Consider the following 22,864-nt stretch of genomic DNA (forward strand, 5'->3'; position numbering starts at 1 on the left):
ATTAGGTCTTTAAAAGAAAGCTCATTTTTATTTATCGTCGCCGCCACATCATCTTGGGGAAAAGATGACTTGCTCCAATAAAATAAGTATAACGTTAAATGGGGAGCTCTAACATCGCTTTGGCTTACATTTTGAAACGGAAATGTGACAGTTTTGTCAGGTTGCGCGTATTAGATTAAAATGTGATGAGAGTAAGCTTAGAGACGTGTTAGAAGGTATTATTTTGTATCTAAAATGGATGCCAGAGCTTGGATGCATGCTTCGTTTTCGCTGGTCGATCCGATGGTAATTCGCAGCCAGTTTGGTTTTAGCCCGGCGCGCACGATGAAGCCTTTTTGGAGTAGTTGGTTGAATAGGTCGGTGGCGTCGCGCTCGGTGTCGAAAAAGATGAAGTTGGCGTCGGATTTGTAGTATGTGAGGCCGCGTGTGTCTAGGAAGTCGTACCATTGTTGCAAGCCGGTTGTGTTGGCGTTGACGCATTTTTCGACGAATGCTTGGTCGGCGAGTGCGGCGGTCGCGGCGGATTGGGCAATGGATGAGGTGTTGAATGGGAGCCGCACGATGTTGAAGGGCTCTATTAGTGCGTCTGGGATGATGGCGTATCCGATGCGCAAGCCTGCCAAACCGTAAATTTTGGAAAATGTGCGCATGATGATGAGGTTTGGAAATGGCTCTAGAAGCGCTAGTGTGTCTGGGTATTCTGCGGTTGTGGCGTACTCGAAATAGGCTTCGTCGCTGATGACTAGGACGTCTTTGGGTACGGATTCGAGCAGCGCCAGGACTTCTTGTTGGGTGGAAATTGTGCCTGTCGGGTTGTTTGGATTGCAGAGCCAGATGATTTTTGTGCGCGTGTTGACGGTGTTTGCCATAGCGGTGAGATCGGATTTTCCGGTCGTTTCGTTGACTGGGATGCGAATCGTTTCGGCGCCTTCAATCGTGGCGTGTAGGGAGTACTGGGAGAAGGTCGGCGCGGCTTCGATAATGTTGTCACCTGGCTCTAGGACGGCGCGCGAGATGAGTTGGATAACGTCATCGAGACCGGAGCCGAGCAGGATATTATCTGTCGGAACATCGTGAAAAGCAGCGATATTTTCACGCAAAATTCGGCCGGCGCCATCGGGGTAATAGGATAAGTCGATGGCGCTCTCTTTCAGGATTCGCGTGACGGCTTTTGATGTGCCGAACGGGTTTTCATTGGATGCTAGTTTGGTGATTTTTTTGAGCCCGAGTTCGCGGCGGACTTCTTCTAGTGGTTTGCCCGGTTTGTAGGCGGATAGGGTGTTTAGCGATGATTTTACCATGGTGGACCTCCTTATAATTCGTCGATAGGTTTGCGGTCTTTCGTGACGCTCCGTTTGCCTTCGCGTTTTTCGAGTTCGCGCGCGATGTCATCTGGCGTCAAGCCCTGCTGTGCTAAGAGTACGAGGACGTGATAAGTCAAATCGGCGAGTTCCGATGTGAGTTCTGCGTTGTCGTTATTTTTCGCAGCAATAACTACTTCGGTCGCTTCTTCGCCAACTTTTTTTAAAATTTTATCCAGTCCGCGGTCGAATAAATAATTCGTATAGGAGCCTTCTTTTGGCGTGGTTTTCCGGTCATTGATTTGGTCGAAAAGTTCGTTTAGAATCGTCATTTTTCGGTCACTTCCTTTTCTAGATTGAAGAAGCAGCTGTGCGCGCCGGTGTGGCAGGCGGCTCCGATTTGGTCGACGCGGATCAGGAGTGTGTCGTTGTCGCAGTCGGAGCGGATTTCTTTGACGTGCTGGAAATGGCCAGACGTCGCGCCTTTATTCCAGAGTTCGTTACGGGAACGGGAGAAAAACCAAGTCGTGTTTGTATCGAGCGTTTTTTGGTAACTTTCGTCGTTCATATAGGCGAGCATGAGGACGTCACCTGTCGCGTCTTCCACGATAATCGCGGGGATGAGGCCTTTGGAAAAATCGAGTGTCATGGCCGAATCGCAACTCCTTTCTCTTGCAAAATTTGTTTGACTTCTGGAATTGTCATTTCGCCGTAATGGAAAATCGATGCGGCGAGTGCGGCGTCAGCGCTCGTTTTGGCGAAGACTTCTGCCATGTGATCGGCGTTTCCGCAGCCACCTGATGCGATGACGGGGACCGGGACGGCGTTACAGATGGCGTCGGTGAGCGCGATGTCGTAACCGTCTTTAGTTCCGTCGCCGTCCATGCTCGTTAGCAGGATTTCGCCGGCGCCGAGTGATACGGCTTTTTTTGCCCATTGGATCGCATCAAGACCGGTATCATCACGCCCGCCGCGACTGTAAACGTGCCAGGAATCATCTTCGGCGTGATATTTGGCGTCGATCGCGACAACGATGCATTGATTGCCAAATTTAGCGGCGCCTTCCGCGATTAAATCGGGATTTTTGAGGGCGGCTGAGTTGAGTGAAATCTTGTCCGCGCCAGCTTGAAGGAGGGCTTTCATGTTCGCGACAGAATGGATGCCTCCGCCGACGGTAAGCGGGATAAAAACTTGTTCCGCCGTGCGTTCGACGACATCAATCATCGTGCGGCGTTCTTCATGGGTTGCTGTGATATCAAGGAAAACAAGTTCGTCCGCGCCAGCTTCATTGTAGGCCTTGGCGATTTCGACAGGATCACCGACATCGGTTAGCGACACGAAATTGATGCCTTTCACGACGCGTCCATCGGTTACATCCAAGCAAGGAATGATGCGTTTAGTCAGCAAGATTCTCCACCTCCGTAATTTCTGCCATCGAAATATTGCCGTTATACAGGGCTTTACCGCAAATCGCGCCGTATAAACCGAGCTCGGAAAGTTGCTCCAAATCCTGTTTGCTACTCACGCCACCCGACGCGATAATATCCACAGAAACCGCTCGTTGCAAGGCTTGAAGCTGCTCTAAATTCGGACCTTCCAGCGTACCATCTTTGGCAATATCCGTAAAAATGATCGTCTGCACGCCACTTTTTTCAACCTCTTTCGCAAAAGTAAGGTAATCCGTAGCGCTCACATCGAGCCAACCAGACGTTGCAACAAAGCCATTTTTCGCGTCAATGCCGACCGCGATTTTCGCGCCATAAAGCTTCACGGCGTCACGAACTAAATCCGGATTTTCCAGCGCCGCCGAGCCGATAATGACGCGATCGATACCCGCTTCTTCCAGATAAAACGTAATCTGCTTCATCGTCCGAATCCCACCACCGACTTGGACGGGGAGACCAGCCGCTTTTTTCATCGCACGAATCACGTCCAAATTAATCGGTTTTCCTTCCAGCGCGCCGTCCAAATCGACAATATGTAAATACGTTGCGCCTTGTTCACTAAATGTCGCCGCTTGGGCAATCGGGTCAGGATTCACAACGGTTTCCTGCGCGAAATCACCTTGATATAGCCGCACACACCGACCGTTTTTCAAATCTATTGCTGGGAAAATCCGCATGCTATTACCTCCTTAAATCCTTGTAAAATTTCGAGTCCTGCCTGCCCGCTTTTTTCGGGGTGAAACTGGGCGCCGTAAACGTTCTCGTTCGCGATGATGCCTGGAACTTCCATCGAATAATCGCTCGACGCCAATACATATTTCTCCTCACAAACCGCATAATACGAATGCACATAATACACAAAATTACCGTCCTGATCCCGCGTTAACGGCGAGTCCTGCTTCACTTCCAACCGATTCCAGCCCATATGCGGAATTTTCGCCGTGTCTGGCAGCGATTTCGCGTGACCCGGAATCAGTCCAAGCCCTTGCGTATAGCCAAATTCCTCGCTCGAATCCAGCAATAATTGCATTCCGAGACAAACCCCAAGCAGCGGTTTCCCGTGCGCCACCACCTCTTGCAAAACCGCAATCAAATCGCGTTCTTCAAGTGCCGCCATCGCCTGCGGAAAAGCACCAACACCCGGCAAAATAATGCCATCCGCCTCCAAAATCGTCTTTTTCGCAGCCGTTATCGTATTTTCAATCCCAATAAAATCAAGCGCTTTGCTGACACTTTTCGTATTGCCCGCATCATAATCAATAATCGCAATTCGCATTTACAGCACACCTTTCGTCGAGTTAACGCCTACGATATCAGGATTCACTGTAATGGCTTGCCGCAAAGCTCGGCCAAACGCTTTAAACAACGCCTCAATTTTGTGATGCGTATTTTTGCCGTAAAGGACGCGACAGTGCAGGTTCATCGACGCATTAAACGCCACCGCTTGGAAAAATTCCTCCACGAGCTCCGTATCAAAAGCACCAAGCTTCGGATTCTCAAACACCGCATCAAAAACGAGGTACGAACGCCCACTTAGATCCAGCGCCACAAAGCCAAGCGACTCATCCATCGGCACGTATTCCGAACCGTAACGATTAATCCCAGCCTTATCACCAAGCGCTTCCTTCAAACATTGCCCGAGCACAATCCCGACATCCTCCGCCGTGTGATGCGAATCCACATCTAAATCGCCAATCGCCTCGCAAACAATCCCAATGCGGCTATGTCTCGCGAATAACGTCAACATATGATCGAGAAATCCGACCCCAGTATTAACCTCACATTTCTCCGGCTGATCCATATAAAGCTCCATTTTAATCGCTGTTTCTGCCGTTTTCCGTTCTATTTTAGCTGTTCTCATTGTTCATCATCCTCCTCAAAGCGAATTTCGATAGCGCGAGCGTGCGCCGTCAAGCCTTCTTTTTCAGCCAGCAAGACAATCGCGTCTTTTTCCTTTGCCAGCGCGTCTTTCGTATAAGAAATAAACGAGGTCCGTTTGCAAAAATCAGCGACGCCAAGCGGGGAGAAGAAGCGCGCCGTCCCACTCGTTGGCAACACGTGATTCGGCCCCGCAAAATAGTCTCCAAGCGGTTCAGAGGCATAAGCGCCCAAGAAAACCGAGCCAGCATTTTTCACATAACTCAGATAATCCATCGGGTTTTCCAACTGGATTTCGAGATGTTCCGGAGCAATCTCATTCATAATATCAAACGCGGCGTCCACGGATTCAGCAACAATCACCTGTCCAAAATTGGCAATCGAAGCCCGCGCAATCTCTTCACGTGGCAGGGTTTTCAGCTGTTTCTCCACTTCCGCGGCAACCGCTTGACCAAACGCTTCACTCGTCGTAATTAGAATCGCGCGCGCCAGTTTATCATGCTCCGCTTGCGATAACAAATCTGCCGCTACAAACCGAGGATTCGCCGCCCTGTCCGCGACCACGACCACCTCCGAAGGCCCCGCAATCATATCGATATCCACGATGCCAAACACTTCCCGTTTTGCCAGCGCCACAAAAATATTCCCAGGCCCGACAATCTTATCCACTTTTGGAATCGACTCCGTCCCAAACGCAAGAGCAGCAACGGCTTGCGCGCCACCAATTTGATAAACTTCATCCGCGCCCGCAATTTTGGCAGCAGCTAGAATATACGGATTCAAGCCATCTTTCCCAGGCGGCGTCACCATGATAATCCGCGGAACCCCAGCAATTTTGGCAGGTAAAATGTTCATCAAAACCGAAGAAGGATAAGCCGCCGTGCCACCAGGAACGTAAATACCAGCCGTCTCCAATGGGCGAACGAGCTGACCGCGCATCACGCCTGGCTTCTCTGTATCAACGAATCCCGATTGTTTCTGCTTTTGATGATACGACAAAATGTTCGCCTTCGCTTGTTCTAGCGCGCAGGTAAAATCCGCCTCAACATGGTTCAATGCATCATCCAACACACTTTGCGCCACCCTAAAATCCGTCAATCGAACCCCATCAAATTGTTCCGTCAGCCTAACAAGCGCCGCGTCACCATTCGTTTTCACATCTGCAATAATCGCTTTGACAGCCGCCTCGGTCTCGACCTGAGTATCCGCACTCGCCGCACTATGTAATTGCTCCAATATCGCCTCTTTATCCCCAGAAATAAACCTCATTTCGCGTCCTCCTCAAGCGTATTCTCCAACAAATCAATCAACTCAAAAATTTGCGCCTTATTCCGTTTTAGCGATGCCTTATTCACGATCAGCCGAGCCGAAATAGCATACATTGTATCAAAAATCACCAAACCATTCTCACGCAGCGTCGAGCCAGTTTCCACAATATCAATAATCGCGTCCGCCAGCCCCAAAATCGGCGCCATCTCAACCGAGCCCTCAATCTTGATGATCTCGACATCCTCGCCACGTTCACGAAAATATTTCGTCGCAACCGTCGGGTATTTCGTCGCGATAATTTTGCGCCTATAATCACTCGGATCATAGCTCGGCGTCGACGCAAGGCAGAACTGACACCGTCCAATTTTCAAATCAAGCATCTCGTAGTGCTCCTTATCCTGCTCCATCAACACATCCTTGCCAACAATCCCGATATCCGCGACGCCATGCTTCACGTACGTCGTCACATCCGGCGCCTTCGCCAAAATAAACGAATACGGCGCATCCTCACGCTTAAAAATCAGCTTCCGACTTTTCTCATGTAGCATCGCACAATCCACACCAGCCCGCTCCAAAAGCGCCACCGCCGACTTCTCCAATCTCCCTTTCGTCAAGGCAATTTGCAATGATTTCATGTCAAAACCTCCTCATCCGGATCAATCTCACGCACAGTATGACCGCTCACATCAATAATCTTGCTAAACTGCCATTTCCGCGCAAACGCCACGCTCTCCACCAAATCATCGAAAAAACTAAGCGAACTGTTCGGCGTCTTCGCAAGCCAATCTTCCGCCAAATACGTCGTCTCAAGCGAATAATGAATAAACGTTTTCGCGTCCGGCGCATCCTCCTTCAACGTCCGCCGTTTCAGCGACACAATCTCATCCAGATTCAGCGCCAGCCCCACCGCCGGCCAATTATCCTCTCCAAACTCAGCGAAAAGTGAATCATAACGCCCGCCGCTTAAGAAATGAACCGCCGACATGTCCGCATAACCTCGAAAAATTGCGCCCGTATAATAATGAAGCTCCTGCACCAATCCAATATCCACCGACAAATGCTCCGGCACATTCACGACCCCGATAATCGTCTCCATCTGCGCCAACGCCTCCAAAATAACACCGTTTTCCGTCAACGCCCGAGCCTCCCGAATCGTGTCCACCGAACCAAACAAGCGCGGCAATGCCAAAATAAAATCATCCATCGCGCTCGGGTGGCTTTCCACAAATGACCGAATCCCGAATAAACTCTTATTCTGCAACACTTGGCGGAAGTTCTCCTCATCACTACCCTGCAAATCCAGCGTCTGAATAATCGCCTGATAAATCGCCGCGTGCCCAATCTCAATTTGGAAATCACTAATTCCCAGCTGCTTCAAAACCGCAATTGCGCTCGTAATGCACTCAATCTCCGCTTTAATAGAAGCAAAGCCGATAATCTCAATCCCAGCTTGCGTCATTTCATTGCGTTCCCCAGCCAATTCCTCATTCGCCCGAAACACCTTTCCACTATAAGAAAGCTTGAGCGGCGGCGTCACCCCCGTCGTACTAATCACCCGACCAATTGGTGACGTCATATCCGGTCGCAACACCGTCAACCGCCCCTTTTTATCAAAAAAGCGATACAAATTCACGTCATTAATCGCCGAAAAAACATCATCAAATTCGATAACCGGCGTCTCGATCCGCTGATAACCACGCGCATGAAACGACCGATTCACCAGATGTTCCATATCATAAGCCGACGCCGCCTCTTTAAAAAGTTTATCTCTGGTTCCAATAGGTAAATTCCGATTCCATTTCATATTTCTAAGCCCCATTCCACGTTAACTTTATTGTATTACCATATTAGCAGGTTAAAGCGTTTTTGTAAATACAAAAGGAAGAATATCTCCAGTATATCAATAAGTTCATAGAATATTCTAGAAATAAGTCGAGCTTGCCATTCAAATATGTCTAAAATGTCATGGTTTTTCGTCAAAAAACGGAAATATTGTATTTTTCCTCCGCCAATTACTGCTACGATTAAGTTAGTTCTACAAAATAAAAAAAGCAAGGGGCGAAGAGAATGAATAAAATAATGAAGCAAACAGCATTACTTTTAGTAGCAACAAACGTATTTGCAGCATCGGTTATAGCAGTTGCGCCAGTTGGGGCAACTGCAGCAAATCAATCAATACAAGGATCTATCTATGGAACAGTGAAAGCAGAAATCAACGCACTTTTCATCGGTAAAGACCCAGAAAACGATATTCGAGCGGGACTTGATCGTGTACCTGTCAATGACGCGATAGAAGATGTGGCACTTTTAGAAGATCCGGTACAACAAGCAGAGTTACGCCTCATTTTGGATAAAGCGATTAGCCAACTAGCAGCTAAAATCGAGGCCTCATTGACGGTAGATACCGCTTTAAATGGCGCAACTGAAATCACTGGCAAACTAGAAGCACAGAGCGTTTTTATCGCAGAAGTTTACAACGCAACAGGTAAAAAAATCGCGATGACAACAGGCATGGCAACGGAGGACAATACATACAAAATAGCGCTAAATCGCGTGAACCGCTATGACGAAGACGGCTCGTGGCTCGATATGGGAGCAGTCGCACTAGAAAAAGGCATGAAAGTTAAAGTCTATGTGAACCTACTGAACGCTAAAGGACAGCGCTTCGTGGCAGCAGATACAACACAAGAAGTTATCGGCATCCCTTATGACGAAGCAGAAGCAGCTGTTTTAGGTCTGTTTGTCAACAATGATCCTGCTAAAATGATTGCGACGACGGCGAGCAAAGCAAGTGTAGCAGAGGCTCAGATGAAAGTTGCCGTTTTACCAGCATCCCCAGCAAAAGATACGTTACAAGGAAATCTAGACAGAGCTAAAACGCTTGTAGGTGCACGTGATGCGTTCCAAGGAATCACATTGAGCGAGGATCATAAAGCAGCTATTTTTGCGTTCGACAATGCAGAGCAAGTGGAGTATATTTACCGCTTTACAGTCAATAATAACGCGATAACAACGACGAGTACAGTAAGCGGTAACAAAAAAAATGCTGTATCAGCCAGTAACTTAGCAATTGGAGATACAGTTGCAGTTTGGATACAAGCACAAAATAAGTATTACCTACTTGCAGACTTAGAGGTGACAGCAGTTCCTACACCTGCAGAACTTGCACGTTACCTAGTGAATGGACTTTTTATAGAAGATAATCCTACAAATCATGTCAAGGCAACAACAAACCAAACAGAGTTGAATAAAGCCCAAGCACAAGTTAATCTAGTGATGGACTATGTGGTAAGGGCAGGAATCCAGAAAGATTTAGATAAAGCAAAAAGTGAATTCAACATCATCGCACCAATCACGATTAATCCAGTGACGACAAATGCAACGATGGTAACGGGAACTGGCGAACCAAATGCAGGAGTTGTTGTACGAAATGGTTCGCTCGTTCTAGGCTCAAGTATAGTAGGTGAAAATGGGGCGTATAGCGTTTCGATTCCACAGCAAACAGTAGGCACAACTCTTACAGTATATATTACAAAACCACTAAACGGTAAGGCGAATGTAGCGAGTATTTACGTAGCAAAAGGCGCGGATATCACGCTTTCTGTGAATGATTACAAGCTAGGGGAAGCGACAATAACAGGAACTTACGGCAAAAATATCCCACGAGTTCGCCTTTGGGTCAACGGAAAAGCTGTTACACAAGCTACATTGAATGCAGATGGTACTTTTACAATTGATATGGCATCGAACTATGTTAAAGCACTGACGGACGAGATCGAAATCGTAGCAGTCGATTCAAAATTCGTTGAGATAACACGTGTTTCTGGAGAAATCACAGGCTCGATTATTAAAGATTACGGATTAACTGCGGATGGATATCAAGTGGATACGGCAAATCTAGAAGGGACTTATGGCAAAGATATAGCGAAAGTTTTTTTGTGGGTGAATGGCGAATCGGTGTCAGAAGCGACAACAAATCCAGATGGAACTTACCAGGCAGAAAACATCGCACAGTTTGTGGCATCAAAGAAAGATATTGTGGAAGTCGTTGGTGTTGACGCACAAGACAAGGAAGTGAAACGCGTGAAAGTGAAGGTGACAAGTTCACCACTTGAGAACTGGGTAAAAGCGGATACGTATAAGTTTGGTACACAAACACTCACTGGGACAATTGGTAAGAACATCAGCAAAGTGCGGCTTTGGGTCAATGGCAAGGCAGTACAAGAAGCAACGATAAACGAAGACTATAGCTATATTTTTGAAAATGCTAAGAGAAGTATTTTGAAAGAGACGGATTTGGTGGAAGTAGTTGGAGTGGATGATGCTTATGTAGAAATAGGTCGCGAACAAGTTTCTGTTGAACCAATTGCGCTTGACCTTGAATTAACGGCAGATGATTATGCATTTGGAAGTCTGATGCTAACAGGAACTTATGGCAAGGATATTAAGTATGTGCGTCTTTTTGTGAACGGTGAAGTCGCAAAACAAGCTGATTTGGATCCAGTTACAGGGACATACACATGCAATGATATCATCAAAAAAATTACGAGTAATGCGGATAATTTAGAAATTGTAGCGGTAGATGCGAAGTTTAAAGAAATTAAGCGTATATCGGTCACTATGAAGTAGGATATCAGTGTGTCTAGAGCCAGTCATTTTCGATGTTAAAGGCTTCGTTCCAGTATGCTAGTACAGGATTTTTTCTGAAAACGATCTATTATCGCCACGTTGAAATTTTTGAAAAACATGTACAATTATTTTTCTGCAATCAGATGCCATGATAGTCGATATCATGGCATTTTTGTGTGGCGTGATGATACAATGGACAAAAAAGGAGCGATGCAAGATGAAGAAATGGGATGGACACACGCATACGGAATTTTGTCCACACGGTACGGGAGATACGGTAGAGGCGATGATTGAAAAAGCGATTGGGCTTGGATTCACGGATTATTCGATTACAGAACACCCGCCAATGCCAGCTGTTTTTGAGGCAGTTATTGCGAACCCGATGGAAGACATTGCGACAGCCGCGATTCGGTGGGATCAATTGGATGCTTATTTTGAGCGTGCACATGCGATGAAGCGAAAATATAAAAATCAGATTAGGATCCATGTTGGCTTGGAAGTGGATTTCTTGCCAGGTTTTGAACAGGATACGCGAGCGTTATTGAGGGAATATGGTTCGCAGATGGATGATGGTGTCTTGTCGTTACACTTTATGCCAGGCATCGATGGTTGGCGTTTCATTGATTTTTCAGCGGAGGATTTTGAGGCGGGAATTTTGAAGCACTATGGTAGCTTTGAGGCGGTTCAGAAGGAATATTATGGATTTATTCGGGAATCGTTGTTAGCGGATTTGGGTCCAGCGAAACCGACGCGATTGGGGCATATTTCGCTTTGTCAGAAGTTTCAGCGCTTTTTTGCGGATGAAGATACTGGATTAAAAAAGGCTACGCGACAACAGGTTTCGGAGTTGTTGAAGGATATCAAGGCGCGGAAATATCAGTTGGATTGGAATACGGCGGGACTTTACAAGGAGTTTTGCGGGGAAACATATCCGCCGCTTGAAGTGGTGAACGAGGCGCGCGGGCTGGGGATTGAATTGGTATATGGTTCCGACGCGCACAGTTTGGCAGATGTCGGACGTGGTTATGACTACTATACAAAAAATTAAAAAGGATTGGGCGCCGAGACGCCCAATCCTTTTTAAACCACAAATATGAAATAGCAGATAAACAAGACCATTAATACATACATAATCGGGTGGACTTCTTTGTATCTACCTTTGAAGAACATTGTAATTGGGTAGAAAATGAAGCCAAGCGCGATTCCTGATGCAATCGAAAAGCTGAGTACCATCATCAGAATAACCATGAAACAAGGTACGGCGATTTCGAATTTGGACCAGTCAATATGCGCCACGTTACCAATCATTAGAATCCCGACAATCACGAGTGCGGGCGTCGTTACAGCGCTTGTGATGACCCCGAGAAGTGGCGAGAAGAACATCGATAAACCGAAGCAAACCGCAATCACAATCGCCGTTAAACCAGTTCGGCCACCGACCGCAACACCAGCTGTTGACTCGACGTAAGACGTTGTTGTCGACGTTCCAAGAATCGAACCGACAATCGTTGCCGAGGAATCCGCGAACAAAGCACGGCTCGCGCGCGGAATTTTATTATCCTTCATAAATCCAGCTTGATTCGCCACAGCCACAAGCGTTCCCGCCGTATCAAAGAAATCGATGAAGAAGAATGTCAAAATAACAATCAGCATCTGCGGTGTGAAAATATCACCAAGATGGAAAAGCGCCTGTCCAAAAGTAGGCGAAATATCTGGAATTGGCGCTACAACTTGAGTCGGAACATCGATAAGCTGGAAAATCATGCCCACAACAGCAGTCGAAGCCATCCCGATAAAAATCGCGCCATTTACGTTCAATGTCATGAGAATAATCGTAACTACGATGCCGAAAACAGCAAGCAACACCGCGCTATTATGCAAATCGCCAAGCGCTACGAGTGTCGCTTTATTTCCGACGATAATCCCAGCATTTTTCAAACCAAGAAAGGCGATGAAAAACCCAATCCCAGCCCCAACGGCAAATTTTAATTCAGTTGGAATCGCGTTGATAATTTTTTCACGAATCCCTGTTACAGTAAGGACGATAAATACGCAACCTGAAACTAAAACGCCAGATAGTGCCGTTTCCCAAGGGATGCCCCACTGCGCGCAAACCGTGTACGCAAAAAAGGAACTAAGCCCGATTCCAGGTGCTAGACCAATCGGATAGTTCGCGATGAATCCCATGAGTAGCGACCCGACGACAGCAGCTAGAGCCGTAGCCACGAACACCGCGCTCATATCCATGCCCGTTGTTGCAAGCGCGGACGGATTCACAAATAATATGTAAGCCATCGACAAGAACGTCGTTAACCCCGCCAAAATTTCTGTTTTCATCGTTGTCTTATTTTCTCGCAGTTTAAACAATTTTTCCATTAAAAAAAGCCTCCCTGAATTGTGTTGTCGCACATTTTTCAAAGATGAGCCATCGCAAAAAAGAATCGATCCTGCTTTCAAACAGAAATCGAGATATGCTATTGCTCGTAGTTTAGCCATTTACGGTAGCTAAGTAGAAACGTCTGGGCCATATTCCTAGACATATACGACATGTGTTTATTTTAGCCTAGTTGGTGGCGGTTAGCAAGAGGTTGGGAGAAGAAATGTTGCGTGAGGATGGAGATTTTGTTATAATGGGTATGAAAAGAGAGTCGTGCTAGTAACACAACCCTCTTCGCAAGTAGAAGTTTCTCAGAACAGTGACTTATTTATAAGTGCTGGAATAGCCATCTATCAACCGGTCAAAGTTGAGGTAGATGGCTATTCTTTGTCTTTTTGCACTGCTTTAGCAATCTTGACTACTAGACCGATTAAGGAAACTAAGAAGCTCCCAAAGCCAATCATGAGCGCAATCGCTTCTGCAACAGACATGGTTGTCCTTTCCAAAGGGTTAGAGCTCATGTTCATAAGCATCACCACCTTCATGTTGATAGCCACCATCTTTACGCCTCTACTGATTTTATTATAACAAGAAAAACGAAACATGTACATCTCTAGTTGAATTGAAGGTCTGAAAAACACTCATTTTGAAATGGGTGTTTTTATTTTGGCTTTCAATCCAAATACATCTTTACCAAGTTATAAGTTTATACTTTTAAAAGAATAGGGTATAATAAAGATATTAAACGGGTACTTGCTGCTCGTCTCTTGGAGGTAGAAATGATGAAATATGAATTTCCGCAAGATTTTTGGTGGGGTAGTGCTGCGTCGGGTCCGCAAACGGAAGGGGCTGCTGCTGTTGATGGCAGAAAACCGAGTATTTGGGATCATTGGTATGAGATAGAACCAGGCCGTTTTTTCAATAATGTGGGGCCGGTGAACACGTCTAATTTTTATTATCAATATAAAGAGGATATTCAGTTGATGAAGGAAACGGGGCATAATTCGTTTCGGACGTCGATTCAGTGGTCGCGCTTGATTCCTGATGGGATTGGGGACGTGAATCCGAAAGCGGTGGATTTTTATAATCGTGTGATCGATGAGATGCTTGCGAATGGTGTCGAGCCGTTTATGAATCTGTATCATTTCGATATGCCGATGTCGATGCAGGAAATCGGTGGTTGGGAAAATCGCGAAGTTGTGAGTGCTTACGCGACTTTTGCAAAAACGTGTTTTGAATTATTTGGTGACCGTGTGAAGCATTGGTTTACGTTTAATGAGCCGATTGTTCCTGTTGAAATGGGCTATTTGTATGACGCGCATTATCCGAATGTTGTAGATTTCAAACGTGCGGTACAGGTGGCGTATCACACGACGGTGGCTCATGCGCTTGCGGTGAAGGAGTACCATGTGCTCGAGCAACATGGTGAAATCGGGATTATCCTGAACTTGACGCCATCTTACCCGCGTAGTCAAAATCCTGCTGATATTCGTGCGGCACATATCGCGGATTTAATTTTCAACCGCAGTTTCCTTGATCCAGTGACAAAAGGCGAGTTTCCTGCTGATTTGGTAGAAATTTTGAAGGAACATGATATTTTGCCGACGTATACGAAGGAAGATTTGGCGATTATTAAAAACAATATTATCGATATTCTGGGCGTGAATTATTACCAGCCGCGCCGTGTGAAAGCCAAGGAATATGCGGCTCATCCTGATGCGCCATTTATGCCGGAGCACTTATTTGATAACTACGAAATGCCATATCGCAAAATGAATCCGTATCGTGGCTGGGAAATTTTTGAGAAAGCGATTTACGATATTGCGATTAATCTGCGTGATAATTATGGTAACATTCCGTTCTTTATTTCTGAAAATGGGATGGGCGTTGAGGGCGAAGATCGTTATCGTACGGCGGAAGGCTACATTGATGACCATTACCGGATTGCGTTTATTAAGGATCATTTGAAGTGGTTGCATAAAGCGATGGCGGAAGGTGCGAACTGTAAAGGGTATCATCTGTGGACGTTTATGGATTGCTGGTCTTGGGCGAACGCGTACAAAAATCGTTATGGTTTGGTTGAAGTGAATCTCGATCAAGATTACAAGCGTACGATTAAATCTTCCGGGCGTTGGTATAAAGAGCTTTCTGATAATCACGGTTTTGAGGATGCCGAGTAATTTTTATGGTAAAATAGAAAGAAAAAGAGGTGTTTAGCGTCATGGCCAATAATCAGACTAAATATAGTTTTATCGCGGAGGAGTTGAAAAAGCGTATTTTCGCGAAGAAATATCCGCTTGATAAACCGATTCCGGATGAGATGACGCTTGCCAAAGAATTTGATTGTAGTCGCATGACGATGAAGAAGGCACTGGAAGTTCTTGTTTTGGAAGGGTTGCTGTATCGAAAGCGCGGGCATGGGACGTTTATTATTAAGTCTGCGCTGGATATGGACCGCTTGAATATTCATAGCCAGGAAGTGAACGGCTTTACGAAGTTGTTGGAAGGACGCGATGTGGCAAGTAAGATCGTGCAGTTTCAGGTGACGTTTCCGGATAAGTATGTAGCGGAGCGGTTAAATATTGATTTGGAAACGCCGATTTACGATATTGTTCGGGCGCGACTTGTGGACGGTGAGCCTTATGTTTTGGAGCACACGTGCATGCCTGTTGCGTTGATTCCGGGCGTGACGCAAGAAGTTTTGGAGCATTCGATTTATACGTATATTCGCGAACGGTTAAACTTGAAAATCGCCAGTTCTTATAAGCAAATTCGAGCGGATAAGCCTGGGCAACTCGATTTTGATTACCTTGATTGTTCGGAGATGGATCCCGTGATTGAAGTCGAGCAGACGGTTTATTTGAATAATGGGATGGCGTTTGAGTATTCGAAGTCGCGCCACCGCTATGATAAATTCGTGTTTACGACGGTGAATATTGCGAGACGGTAAAATGAGAAAATAGCTATGGCACATGTGCCATAGCTATTTTCGTTGGGCGCGGATGATGTCCGTCATCACGTTATCGAGTTCTTTTTTCGTGAGGATATCCTCTTTCGTTGGTGGTGTTGGTATTTTCTCGAAATCTAGCAAATTCATCGTAAAATCGAATTTTAGCTTCTGCTGCTTATCCTGATTGGCATAATCGAAGGCCATCACGAGCTTCTTGACGCCTTTATCAGAATCGGGGTACACCGTCATGATAGTACTAAGCTGTATTTTCTTATTCTGAATCAGGCTTTTCAATGCGTCTTGCATCTCGCTACTACGATTCTCCCAGCCTTCTTTCGCTTGAGATTCCGTCAGGCCAGCTATTTCTGCATAAATACTAATAAAATCCTGATTGGAATGGAATTCTTCCAGCCAAGCGTTGGCCAATTCTGCGAGTTCTTTCTTGTTAAGCGTGAGTTTAATCGTCCCATTTACCGTTTGATAATGACTTTTATCCAAGCTGTTTAACTTCTTATAAAGAAGAAAAGCGGTTTTTCCTTCGATAGCTTGGAGTTGATCGGCTTGTTCATCGACCGTGTTTTCATCAATAACTTGACCCGTGACATTCTGCAACGTTTGAAGTAGATCAATGTATTTGCCCTTTAAATCTTCATTTTCAGAAAGTACTTTCGAGTAAACCGAATCGGTCGCCAAATCCAGCATGTTCGTAACGGGTGCAGCTGTTTCAAAAAAATCATTCACAGGCACAAACGTTTTTCCTGTGCTCCCGTTTTGGAAGGAATGCGCGGTCAAATCCATCGTTGGCGCACCACCGATATGGATGCCAAATGTGCTATAGGTTAAATCGCGTTCTGTATCACGCGATGTTTTCACAGTTAAATTGCTTGCGGTTAGGGCTTCTGGATTCAAGCGGTCGAGTGCCTCAAAACCGGATATTGCCTTAGGTTGCAGCATGAATGTAGCAGTATATTGTTTGTTCTTTACGATATTTCGAAAGGATGCCATGAACTCTGATTTCGGCGAACTGCACGCGGTTAAAAAAATAGCTACCGATAGAACAATCAAAGTTAATGCGATGATGGCTTTCTTCATATTAAATATGCCTCCATTAATTCTTGTTGCTTGATTATCAAGTATACTCTTGAATATTTCAAAATTATGACGCTAACATAACCATAGCATATAGGGCTCGTTTCGACAATCCTTTTTTAAAACCTTTTTGGGTGTTTTCGGTGTTGCATTTTGGTACACTGGTAGAGGACGCGAATGGTGATTTTCTCAAGTGCCAGCGAGTGAGTGATAATATGAGCGATGGAGGGAAGAACAAGGCTACATCACAAAGTAAGACGTTTTAAAAAAGAAAGTATTTCGGATAGTTGTAATTAGATTAGAATTATACTAAACTAGAACCATACGTACTGAAAAATAATGCGAAAAAATTAGGAGGTAATTTTTAATGTCAACGTTGAAAATTCAAGATTTACATGTTGAAATAGAAGGCAAAGAGATTTTAAAAGGGGTAAACCTAGAAATTTCTACTGGGGAAATCCACGCAATAATGGGACCTAACGGAACTGGTAAATCGACACTATCCTCAGCAATAATGGGGCATCCTAAATATGAAGTAACGCAAGGAACAATCGAACTTGACGGGGAAGATGTTCTCGAAATGGAAGTTGACGAACGCGCTCGTGCTGGTCTATTCCTAGCCATGCAATATCCAAGTGAAATTAGTGGGGTTACAAACGCCGAGTTCATGCGTGCTGCGATTAACAGCCGTCGTGAAGAAGGTAAAGAAATTCCGCTTATGCAATATATCCGCAAATTAGACGAAAAAATGGCGATTTTGGAAATGGACGAAGAAATGGCGGAGCGTTATTTGAACGAAGGTTTCTCTGGCGGGGAGAAAAAGCGTAACGAAATTCTGCAATTATTGATGATTGAGCCTACAATCGCGATTCTAGATGAAATCGATTCAGGTCTTGATATCGATGCGCTGAAAGTTGTTTCAAAAGGAATTAATGAAATGCGCGGCGAAGGTTTTGGTTGCTTGATTATTACCCATTACCAACGTTTGCTGAACTACATCGAGCCTGATTTTGTGCACGTAATGATGCAAGGTAAAGTCGTGAAAAGTGGCGGATCTGAACTTGCGAAGCGCTTAGAGGGCGAAGGTTATGACTGGATTAAGCAAGAACTTGGTATCGAGTTTGACGAAGAAGAAGAAACCGTTGACCAAAAATAAGAGAGTGAGGGATAAATCATGACAGAAAATTTAGCTGTAAAAGATGATTTTATCCGTGCTTTTTCAGGCGATTTAGGCGAGCCTGGCTGGTTAACAGAGCTACGGATAAACGCATGGCAACAAGCATCAGAATTAGCATTGCCATTTGTAGATAAAACGAAGATTGATCGCTGGAATTTCACGAAGTTTGAGGCTTATGAGGCTTTTCAAACGGGTGTGACGAACGAAGCGTTACCTGAAAGTGTGCAGGCTTTAATTGCGGAGGACGCGAATGTATACGTCCAAATCGATAACCGCCCAGCGCGACTTCATTTAAGCCAAGAGTTAGCAGATGCGGGTGTTATTTTTACGGATATCATCACGGCGGCGAAGGAACATCCGGAACTCGTGCAGAAATATTTTATGACAGAAGCGGTGAAAGTGGATGAAAGTCGTTTGACGGCCTTCCATACGGCGCTTGTGAATGGTGGATTGTTCTTGTATGTCCCGAAAAACGTGGAAGTGAAAGAGCCGATTCAAGCGGTTTTTGCACATGGAAACGCAGCGTCTCCACTCGTGAATCATGTGTTATTGGTTGCGGATGATAATAGCGCCGTAACGTACGTGGAGAACTATGTGACGCTTGACGCGGAGAATAAAGGTATCGTGAATATTGTCGCTGAAGTGATTGCGGAAAATAATGCGCAAATTAAATTCGGTGCGGTGGACAACTTGGGAAGTGGCGCTACGACTTATGTTAGCCGCCGTGGACATGTTGGCAATGATAGCCGTGTAGAGTGGGCGCTTGGTTTGATGAACGATGGCGACACGATTAATGAAAATACGACGAACTTGATGGGCAATGGCTCTGTCAGTGACGTGAAAACGGTGACGGTTGGTCGTGGTAAACAAACGCAAAACATTACGACACGCGTGACGCATTACGGATTGGCTTCACTAGGTACGATTTTGTCACATGGTGTTATGAAAGATAGCGCGACAACAATTTTCAACGGTATTGGTCATATTAAACACGGCGCGTCGAAATCGGATGCGCAACAAGAGTCTCGCGTATTGATGCTTAGTCCAAAAGCTCGCGGAGACGCCAATCCAATTCTTTTGATTGATGAAAATGATGTAGTAGCTGGGCACGCGGCGTCAGTTGGTCGTGTGGATCCGTTGCAACTTTTCTATCTAATGAGTCGTGGTATCTCGAAACAAGAAGCAGAACGCCTCGTTATTCACGGTTTCCTTGATCCAGTGGTGCGCCAACTACCAATCGAAAGCGTGAAACTTCAATTGAAGGAAGTAATCGAAGGGAAAGTGCGCTAACATGACGCTAACCCAAAAAATTCAGGCTGATTTTCCGATTTTAAAGCAAGAAATCAATGAAAAACCGCTTGCTTATCTGGACAATGCAGCTACTTCCCAAAAGCCGAAGCAGGTCTTGGATGCGGTCATGAAGTATTATGAGTGGGAAAACGCGAATGTTCACCGCGGTGTGCATACGTTGGCTGCTCGCGCGACGGATGCTTATGAAGGTAGTCGTGCGAAGGTGGCGCGCTTTATCGGTGCTCGCGAAACGGCGGAAATTATTTTCACGCGCGGGACGACGACGGCGATCAATATGGTCGCGAACGGTTATGGTGATGCGAATTTGCAGGCTGGGGATGAGATTGTGATTTCCCACTTGGAGCATCATAGTAACTTGATTCCGTGGCAACAATTGGCGAAACGCACGGGCGCGACGCTTGTCTATATCGATTTGGACGCGGACGCGACGATTACGCTTGCCAATGCCCAAAAAGTAATCAACGAAAAAACGAAGATTGTCGCGATTGCGCACGTTTCTAATGTCATTGGCTCGATTGCACCGGTTCGCGAGATTGCGGATTTGGCGCACTCGGTTGGCGCTGTTACTGTTGTGGATGGCGCGCAAGCTGTGCCACACATGAAGGTCGACGTTCTCGCATTGGACGCTGATTTCTACGCTTTTTCGGGTCATAAAATGATGGCTCCGACTGGAATTGGCGCGCTTTACGGGAAACGAGAATTGCTTGACGCGATGAACCCGACTGAATTTGGCGGTGAAATGATCGATTTTGTAGAATTGCAAGATGCGACATGGAAAGAATTGCCGTGGAAAATGGAAGCCGGGACGCCGAACATTGCGGGAGCGATTGGTCTTGGTGCCGCGATTGATTATTTGGAAACGATCGGTTTTGACCTGATTCACAATCATGAAGAAGAATTAACCGCCTATGCGATAGCAGAAATGCAGAAGCTAGACGGCATTACGATATATGGTCCACTAGACGCGAAAAAGCGCTGCGGACTGATTACGTTTAATTTAGAAGGAGCACATCCCCACGATATTGCGACGGTGCTCGATGAAGAAGGCGTGGCTATACGCGCTGGACATCATTGCGCACAGCCGCTCATGAAGTGGCTGGACACGTCCTCCACAGCCAGAGTAAGTTTTTACGTATATAATACCAAGCAGGAGGTCGACCAGTTTATTGCTGGCCTCAAGCTAACAAAGGAGTATTTCGGACTATGAGTGGTCGCAAATTAGATCAACTATATCGCCAAGTTATTATGGATCACTACAAAAATCCGCGCAACAACGGCACGCTCGACGACGAAAGTGTCACAATTGACCTGAATAACCCAACGTGCGGTGACGAAATCCATCTCCATCTCAAAGTGGAAAATGAAATTATCACTGCCGCAAAATTCACAGGTAGCGGATGCTCGATATCGATGGCGAGTGCTTCGATGATGACCGAGAGTATTATCGGAAAATCAGAAAAAGAAGCCCTCAAAATGTCGCGTGACTTCTCAGAAATGGTGCAAGGTCATGAACACGATGTGATCGACGAAAATGGTGACGTCGAAGCTTTATCAGGCGTTGCGAAATTCCCAGCTCGAATCAAATGCGCGACTCTTTCATGGAAAGCCATGGAACGTGCGATTTTCGAGTTTGAAGGAAAGAAATAATAAGTTTAAAGGAGGATCTTGACTATGACTGAAATTCCAGAAATGGGCGAATATAAATACGGGTTCCATGATAAAGATACATCTGTATTCCGTAGTGAACGTGGTTTGACAGAAGATATCGTACGCGAAATTTCGACGATTAAAGAAGAACCCCAGTGGATGCTCGATTTCCGCTTGAAGTCCCTAGAACAATTTTATAAAATGCCAATGCCGCAATGGGGTGGCGACTTATCCGAACTGAAATTTGAAGATATTCGCTATTACGTGAAGCCATCGGATCACACGGTAAACGATTGGGACGAGGTTCCCGATGAAATCAAGCGTACCTTCGACAAACTCGGCATTCCAGAAGCAGAGCAGAAATACCTTGCCGGTGCTTCCGCGCAATACGAGTCCGAAGTAGTTTACCATAACTTGAAGCAAGATCTAGAAGATATCGGTATCGTCTTCAAAGACACAGATTCAGCGCTCAAAGAAAACGAAGACATTTTCCGCGAGTATTTTTCAAAAGTAATCCCGCCAACCGACAACAAATTCGCAGCGCTTAACTCGGCGGTTTGGTCTGGTGGCTCATTCATCTACGTTCCAAAAGGCGTGAAAGTGGATACACCGCTCCAAGCTTATTTCCGTATTAACTCGGAGAACATGGGACAATTTGAGCGTACACTGATTATCGTGGATGAAGGCGCGAGCGTAAACTACGTAGAAGGTTGTACCGCACCCGTTTACACGACGAACTCCCTTCACTCAGCTGTCGTTGAAATCATTGTAAAACGCGATGCCTATTGCCGTTACACAACGATTCAAAACTGGGCTAACAACGTTTACAATCTCGTAACCAAGCGTACTTTCTGTGATGAAAATGCGACAATGGAATGGATTGACGGAAACATCGGCTCGAAATTAACGATGAAATACCCAGCGGTTCATCTTCGCGGAGAAGGTGCACGCGGTATGACACTTTCCATCGCGATTGCCGGTAAAGGCCAACGTCAAGACGCCGGAGCAAAAATGCTTCACTTGGCGCCAAACACATCGTCAACCATCGTTTCCAAATCGATTTCCAAACAAGGTGGTAACGTAACCTATCGCGGTATCGTGCACTTTGGCCGTAACTCAGCCGGTTCTCGCTCCAACATCGAGTGCGATACGCTGATTATGGATAACGCATCCACATCAGACACGATTCCATACAACGAAATCCTAAATAGCGACATTTCCTTAGAACACGAAGCGAAAGTTTCCAAAGTATCCGAGGAACAACTATTCTATCTGATGAGCCGTGGTGTAACCGAAGAAGAAGCAACAGAAATGATTGTCATGGGCTTCATTGAACCATTCACAAAAGAATTACCAATGGAATACGCCGTCGAAATGAACCGTTTGATTAAGTTCGAGATGGAAGGTAGTATTGGGTAAGGTTTTAGCAGTGGTTGTCAAATAGCTTGTGAACCAAAATTTCAGAAGCTATTTCATGTAATCTGTATAGATATTAATAACTGTTTAGCAAATACGTGTCCGAAATTCTCGGACACGTATTTTGTGTTCCTCAATATACATAAGGTGTAGTACTGGTGAAAAAATTTTTAGAAACGATCAGATTTTTTGCATCAGCTGTCAATGTATTAGTTAGAAGTAGCCGTGGTTTAGCTTTGGTCGCTGTTTCAAGAGAAAATCACAACCAAGAAATGATGATTGATGAAGATGTATGAGCTATATATTTCTTCCTTACAGAAGAACTTGATAATACGCGAATCTTTTTACCGTTATGATAACGATAATCTAAGGCCC

The 22,864-nt window shown here is 45.6% G+C and carries 23 protein-coding genes and 1 riboswitch; of the genes, 10 read left to right on the forward strand and 13 right to left on the reverse strand.

Annotation, left to right across the window (positions count from 1 at the left end):
* Window positions 1-218: 218 nt before the first annotated feature.
* Genes hisC through hisZ form a run of 10 tightly spaced genes read right to left on the reverse strand, consistent with a single transcriptional unit; the run spans window position 219 to window position 7,697 of the window.
* Window positions 219-1,301, reverse strand: a complete 1,083-nt coding sequence (gene hisC / locus EP58_RS16535; protein ID WP_036095056.1) for a histidinol-phosphate transaminase — start codon at window positions 1,299-1,301, stop codon at window positions 219-221.
* Window positions 1,302-1,312: 11 nt separating this feature from the next.
* A complete protein-coding gene (gene hisE, locus EP58_RS16540; RefSeq protein ID WP_103034912.1) occupies window positions 1,313-1,627 on the reverse strand; it encodes a phosphoribosyl-ATP diphosphatase in 315 nt (104 codons plus the stop codon).
* Between the two features lie 2 nt (window positions 1,628-1,629).
* Window positions 1,630-1,950, reverse strand: coding sequence for a phosphoribosyl-AMP cyclohydrolase (gene hisI, locus EP58_RS16545; protein WP_036095060.1), 321 nt, complete (start codon window positions 1,948-1,950; stop codon window positions 1,630-1,632).
* Window positions 1,947-2,708: an imidazole glycerol phosphate synthase subunit HisF gene (hisF, locus tag EP58_RS16550; protein WP_036095063.1), complete on the reverse strand. Its 762-nt coding sequence runs from the start codon at window positions 2,706-2,708 to the stop codon at window positions 1,947-1,949. Before hisF ends, hisI begins: the two co-directional genes overlap by 4 nt.
* Window positions 2,698-3,423: a 1-(5-phosphoribosyl)-5-[(5-phosphoribosylamino)methylideneamino]imidazole-4-carboxamide isomerase gene (gene hisA, locus EP58_RS16555; RefSeq protein ID WP_036095065.1), complete on the reverse strand. Its 726-nt coding sequence runs from the start codon at window positions 3,421-3,423 to the stop codon at window positions 2,698-2,700. The genes hisF and hisA overlap by 11 nt, the downstream gene beginning before the upstream one ends.
* Window positions 3,402-4,022 carry an imidazole glycerol phosphate synthase subunit HisH gene (hisH, locus tag EP58_RS16560; RefSeq protein WP_036095066.1) on the reverse strand — a complete coding sequence of 207 codons (621 nt, stop codon included), beginning with the start codon at window positions 4,020-4,022 and terminating at the stop codon, window positions 3,402-3,404. The genes hisA and hisH overlap by 22 nt, the downstream gene beginning before the upstream one ends.
* Complete coding sequence (gene hisB / locus EP58_RS16565; protein ID WP_036095068.1) at window positions 4,023-4,607, reverse strand: imidazoleglycerol-phosphate dehydratase HisB; 585 nt, start codon at window positions 4,605-4,607, stop codon at window positions 4,023-4,025.
* Window positions 4,604-5,893 (reverse strand): histidinol dehydrogenase, encoded by a 1,290-nt coding sequence (gene hisD, locus EP58_RS16570; RefSeq protein WP_036095070.1) that lies wholly within the window; start codon window positions 5,891-5,893, stop codon window positions 4,604-4,606. The genes hisB and hisD overlap by 4 nt, the downstream gene beginning before the upstream one ends.
* Window positions 5,890-6,528 carry an ATP phosphoribosyltransferase gene (hisG, locus tag EP58_RS16575; RefSeq protein ID WP_036095073.1) on the reverse strand — a complete coding sequence of 213 codons (639 nt, stop codon included), beginning with the start codon at window positions 6,526-6,528 and terminating at the stop codon, window positions 5,890-5,892. Before hisG ends, hisD begins: the two co-directional genes overlap by 4 nt.
* The gene (gene hisZ / locus EP58_RS16580) at window positions 6,525-7,697 is read right to left on the reverse strand and encodes an ATP phosphoribosyltransferase regulatory subunit (RefSeq protein ID WP_036095075.1); all 1,173 of its coding nucleotides are present in this window, start codon (window positions 7,695-7,697) and stop codon (window positions 6,525-6,527) included. The genes hisG and hisZ overlap by 4 nt, the downstream gene beginning before the upstream one ends.
* A gap of 263 nt (window positions 7,698-7,960) precedes the next feature.
* On the opposite strand from hisZ, the gene EP58_RS16585 reads away from it, so the two are divergent.
* Both EP58_RS16585 and hisJ read left to right on the forward strand, forming a co-directional pair.
* On the forward strand, window positions 7,961-10,522 hold the full coding sequence (locus EP58_RS16585) for an immunoglobulin-like domain-containing protein (RefSeq protein ID WP_036095077.1): 2,562 nt from the start codon (window positions 7,961-7,963) through the stop codon (window positions 10,520-10,522).
* A 217-nt stretch (window positions 10,523-10,739) separates the two neighbouring features.
* A complete protein-coding gene (hisJ, locus tag EP58_RS16590) occupies window positions 10,740-11,570 on the forward strand; it encodes a histidinol-phosphatase HisJ (RefSeq protein WP_036095078.1) in 831 nt (276 codons plus the stop codon).
* A gap of 32 nt (window positions 11,571-11,602) precedes the next feature.
* Here hisJ and EP58_RS16595 read toward each other — a convergent pair whose 3' ends face one another.
* Complete coding sequence (locus EP58_RS16595) at window positions 11,603-12,898, reverse strand: NCS2 family permease (protein ID WP_036095080.1); 1,296 nt, start codon at window positions 12,896-12,898, stop codon at window positions 11,603-11,605.
* A gap of 88 nt (window positions 12,899-12,986) precedes the next feature.
* Window positions 12,987-13,088: riboswitch (purine riboswitch) on the reverse strand.
* 191 nt (window positions 13,089-13,279) lie between these two features.
* Window positions 13,280-13,426 (reverse strand): putative holin-like toxin, encoded by a 147-nt coding sequence (locus EP58_RS17395; protein WP_103034913.1) that lies wholly within the window; start codon window positions 13,424-13,426, stop codon window positions 13,280-13,282.
* Between the two features lie 255 nt (window positions 13,427-13,681).
* On the opposite strand from EP58_RS17395, the gene EP58_RS16605 reads away from it, so the two are divergent.
* Window positions 13,682-15,079, forward strand: a complete 1,398-nt coding sequence (locus EP58_RS16605) for a glycoside hydrolase family 1 protein (protein ID WP_036095084.1) — start codon at window positions 13,682-13,684, stop codon at window positions 15,077-15,079.
* Window positions 15,080-15,120: 41 nt separating this feature from the next.
* A complete protein-coding gene (locus EP58_RS16610; RefSeq protein WP_036095086.1) occupies window positions 15,121-15,849 on the forward strand; it encodes a GntR family transcriptional regulator in 729 nt (242 codons plus the stop codon).
* 33 nt (window positions 15,850-15,882) lie between these two features.
* On the opposite strand, the gene EP58_RS16615 is transcribed toward EP58_RS16610, so the two are convergent.
* Window positions 15,883-16,941 carry an Lmo2079 family surface lipoprotein gene (locus EP58_RS16615; RefSeq protein WP_036095087.1) on the reverse strand — a complete coding sequence of 353 codons (1,059 nt, stop codon included), beginning with the start codon at window positions 16,939-16,941 and terminating at the stop codon, window positions 15,883-15,885.
* A 364-nt stretch (window positions 16,942-17,305) separates the two neighbouring features.
* Here EP58_RS16615 and sufC point away from each other — a divergent pair, with 364 nt between their 5' ends.
* The 6 genes from sufC to EP58_RS17575 all read left to right on the forward strand — a co-directional run bounded on the left by sufC (window position 17,306) and on the right by EP58_RS17575 (window position 22,785).
* Window positions 17,306-18,094, forward strand: a complete 789-nt coding sequence (sufC, locus tag EP58_RS16620; protein WP_036065799.1) for a Fe-S cluster assembly ATPase SufC — start codon at window positions 17,306-17,308, stop codon at window positions 18,092-18,094.
* A gap of 18 nt (window positions 18,095-18,112) precedes the next feature.
* Window positions 18,113-19,405 carry a Fe-S cluster assembly protein SufD gene (gene sufD / locus EP58_RS16625; RefSeq protein WP_036095090.1) on the forward strand — a complete coding sequence of 431 codons (1,293 nt, stop codon included), beginning with the start codon at window positions 18,113-18,115 and terminating at the stop codon, window positions 19,403-19,405.
* Window position 19,406: 1 nt separating this feature from the next.
* Window positions 19,407-20,633, forward strand: coding sequence for a cysteine desulfurase (locus tag EP58_RS16630; RefSeq protein ID WP_036095091.1), 1,227 nt, complete (start codon window positions 19,407-19,409; stop codon window positions 20,631-20,633).
* A complete protein-coding gene (gene sufU / locus EP58_RS16635; RefSeq protein WP_036065802.1) occupies window positions 20,630-21,073 on the forward strand; it encodes a Fe-S cluster assembly sulfur transfer protein SufU in 444 nt (147 codons plus the stop codon). Before EP58_RS16630 ends, sufU begins: the two co-directional genes overlap by 4 nt.
* A gap of 24 nt (window positions 21,074-21,097) precedes the next feature.
* The gene (gene sufB, locus EP58_RS16640; protein WP_036095092.1) at window positions 21,098-22,492 is read left to right on the forward strand and encodes a Fe-S cluster assembly protein SufB; all 1,395 of its coding nucleotides are present in this window, start codon (window positions 21,098-21,100) and stop codon (window positions 22,490-22,492) included.
* Between the two features lie 155 nt (window positions 22,493-22,647).
* Window positions 22,648-22,785: a hypothetical protein gene (locus EP58_RS17575; protein ID WP_159106235.1), complete on the forward strand. Its 138-nt coding sequence runs from the start codon at window positions 22,648-22,650 to the stop codon at window positions 22,783-22,785.
* Window positions 22,786-22,864: the final 79 nt, after the last annotated feature.

Origin of the sequence: Paenilisteria newyorkensis, from assembly GCF_000766145.1 — a bacterium.
GTDB classification, from domain to species: Bacteria; Bacillota; Bacilli; order Lactobacillales; family Listeriaceae; genus Listeria_A; species Listeria_A newyorkensis.

What these genes read in the sequence shown, in the direction of transcription:
- hisD (WP_036095070.1), bottom strand. Translation starts at nt 5,893, where the DNA reads ATGAGGTTTATTTCTGGGGATAAAGAGGCGATATTGGAGCAATTACAT.
- sufB (WP_036095092.1), top strand. Translation starts at nt 21,098, where the DNA reads ATGACTGAAATTCCAGAAATGGGCGAATATAAATACGGGTTCCATGAT.
- hisC (WP_036095056.1), bottom strand. Translation starts at nt 1,301, where the DNA reads ATGGTAAAATCATCGCTAAACACCCTATCCGCCTACAAACCGGGCAAA.
- EP58_RS16610 (WP_036095086.1), top strand. Translation starts at nt 15,121, where the DNA reads ATGGCCAATAATCAGACTAAATATAGTTTTATCGCGGAGGAGTTGAAA.
- EP58_RS16595 (WP_036095080.1), bottom strand. Translation starts at nt 12,898, where the DNA reads ATGGAAAAATTGTTTAAACTGCGAGAAAATAAGACAACGATGAAAACA.
- hisH (WP_036095066.1), bottom strand. Translation starts at nt 4,022, where the DNA reads ATGCGAATTGCGATTATTGATTATGATGCGGGCAATACGAAAAGTGTC.
- hisA (WP_036095065.1), bottom strand. Translation starts at nt 3,423, where the DNA reads ATGCGGATTTTCCCAGCAATAGATTTGAAAAACGGTCGGTGTGTGCGG.
- hisJ (WP_036095078.1), top strand. Translation starts at nt 10,740, where the DNA reads ATGAAGAAATGGGATGGACACACGCATACGGAATTTTGTCCACACGGT.
- EP58_RS16630 (WP_036095091.1), top strand. Translation starts at nt 19,407, where the DNA reads ATGACGCTAACCCAAAAAATTCAGGCTGATTTTCCGATTTTAAAGCAA.
- sufD (WP_036095090.1), top strand. Translation starts at nt 18,113, where the DNA reads ATGACAGAAAATTTAGCTGTAAAAGATGATTTTATCCGTGCTTTTTCA.
- EP58_RS16605 (WP_036095084.1), top strand. Translation starts at nt 13,682, where the DNA reads ATGAAATATGAATTTCCGCAAGATTTTTGGTGGGGTAGTGCTGCGTCG.
- hisI (WP_036095060.1), bottom strand. Translation starts at nt 1,950, where the DNA reads ATGACACTCGATTTTTCCAAAGGCCTCATCCCCGCGATTATCGTGGAA.
- sufU (WP_036065802.1), top strand. Translation starts at nt 20,630, where the DNA reads ATGAGTGGTCGCAAATTAGATCAACTATATCGCCAAGTTATTATGGAT.
- EP58_RS16615 (WP_036095087.1), bottom strand. Translation starts at nt 16,941, where the DNA reads ATGAAGAAAGCCATCATCGCATTAACTTTGATTGTTCTATCGGTAGCT.
- hisB (WP_036095068.1), bottom strand. Translation starts at nt 4,607, where the DNA reads ATGAGAACAGCTAAAATAGAACGGAAAACGGCAGAAACAGCGATTAAA.
- hisG (WP_036095073.1), bottom strand. Translation starts at nt 6,528, where the DNA reads ATGAAATCATTGCAAATTGCCTTGACGAAAGGGAGATTGGAGAAGTCG.
- hisZ (WP_036095075.1), bottom strand. Translation starts at nt 7,697, where the DNA reads ATGAAATGGAATCGGAATTTACCTATTGGAACCAGAGATAAACTTTTT.
- sufC (WP_036065799.1), top strand. Translation starts at nt 17,306, where the DNA reads ATGTCAACGTTGAAAATTCAAGATTTACATGTTGAAATAGAAGGCAAA.
- EP58_RS17395 (WP_103034913.1), bottom strand. Translation starts at nt 13,426, where the DNA reads ATGAACATGAGCTCTAACCCTTTGGAAAGGACAACCATGTCTGTTGCA.
- EP58_RS16585 (WP_036095077.1), top strand. Translation starts at nt 7,961, where the DNA reads ATGAATAAAATAATGAAGCAAACAGCATTACTTTTAGTAGCAACAAAC.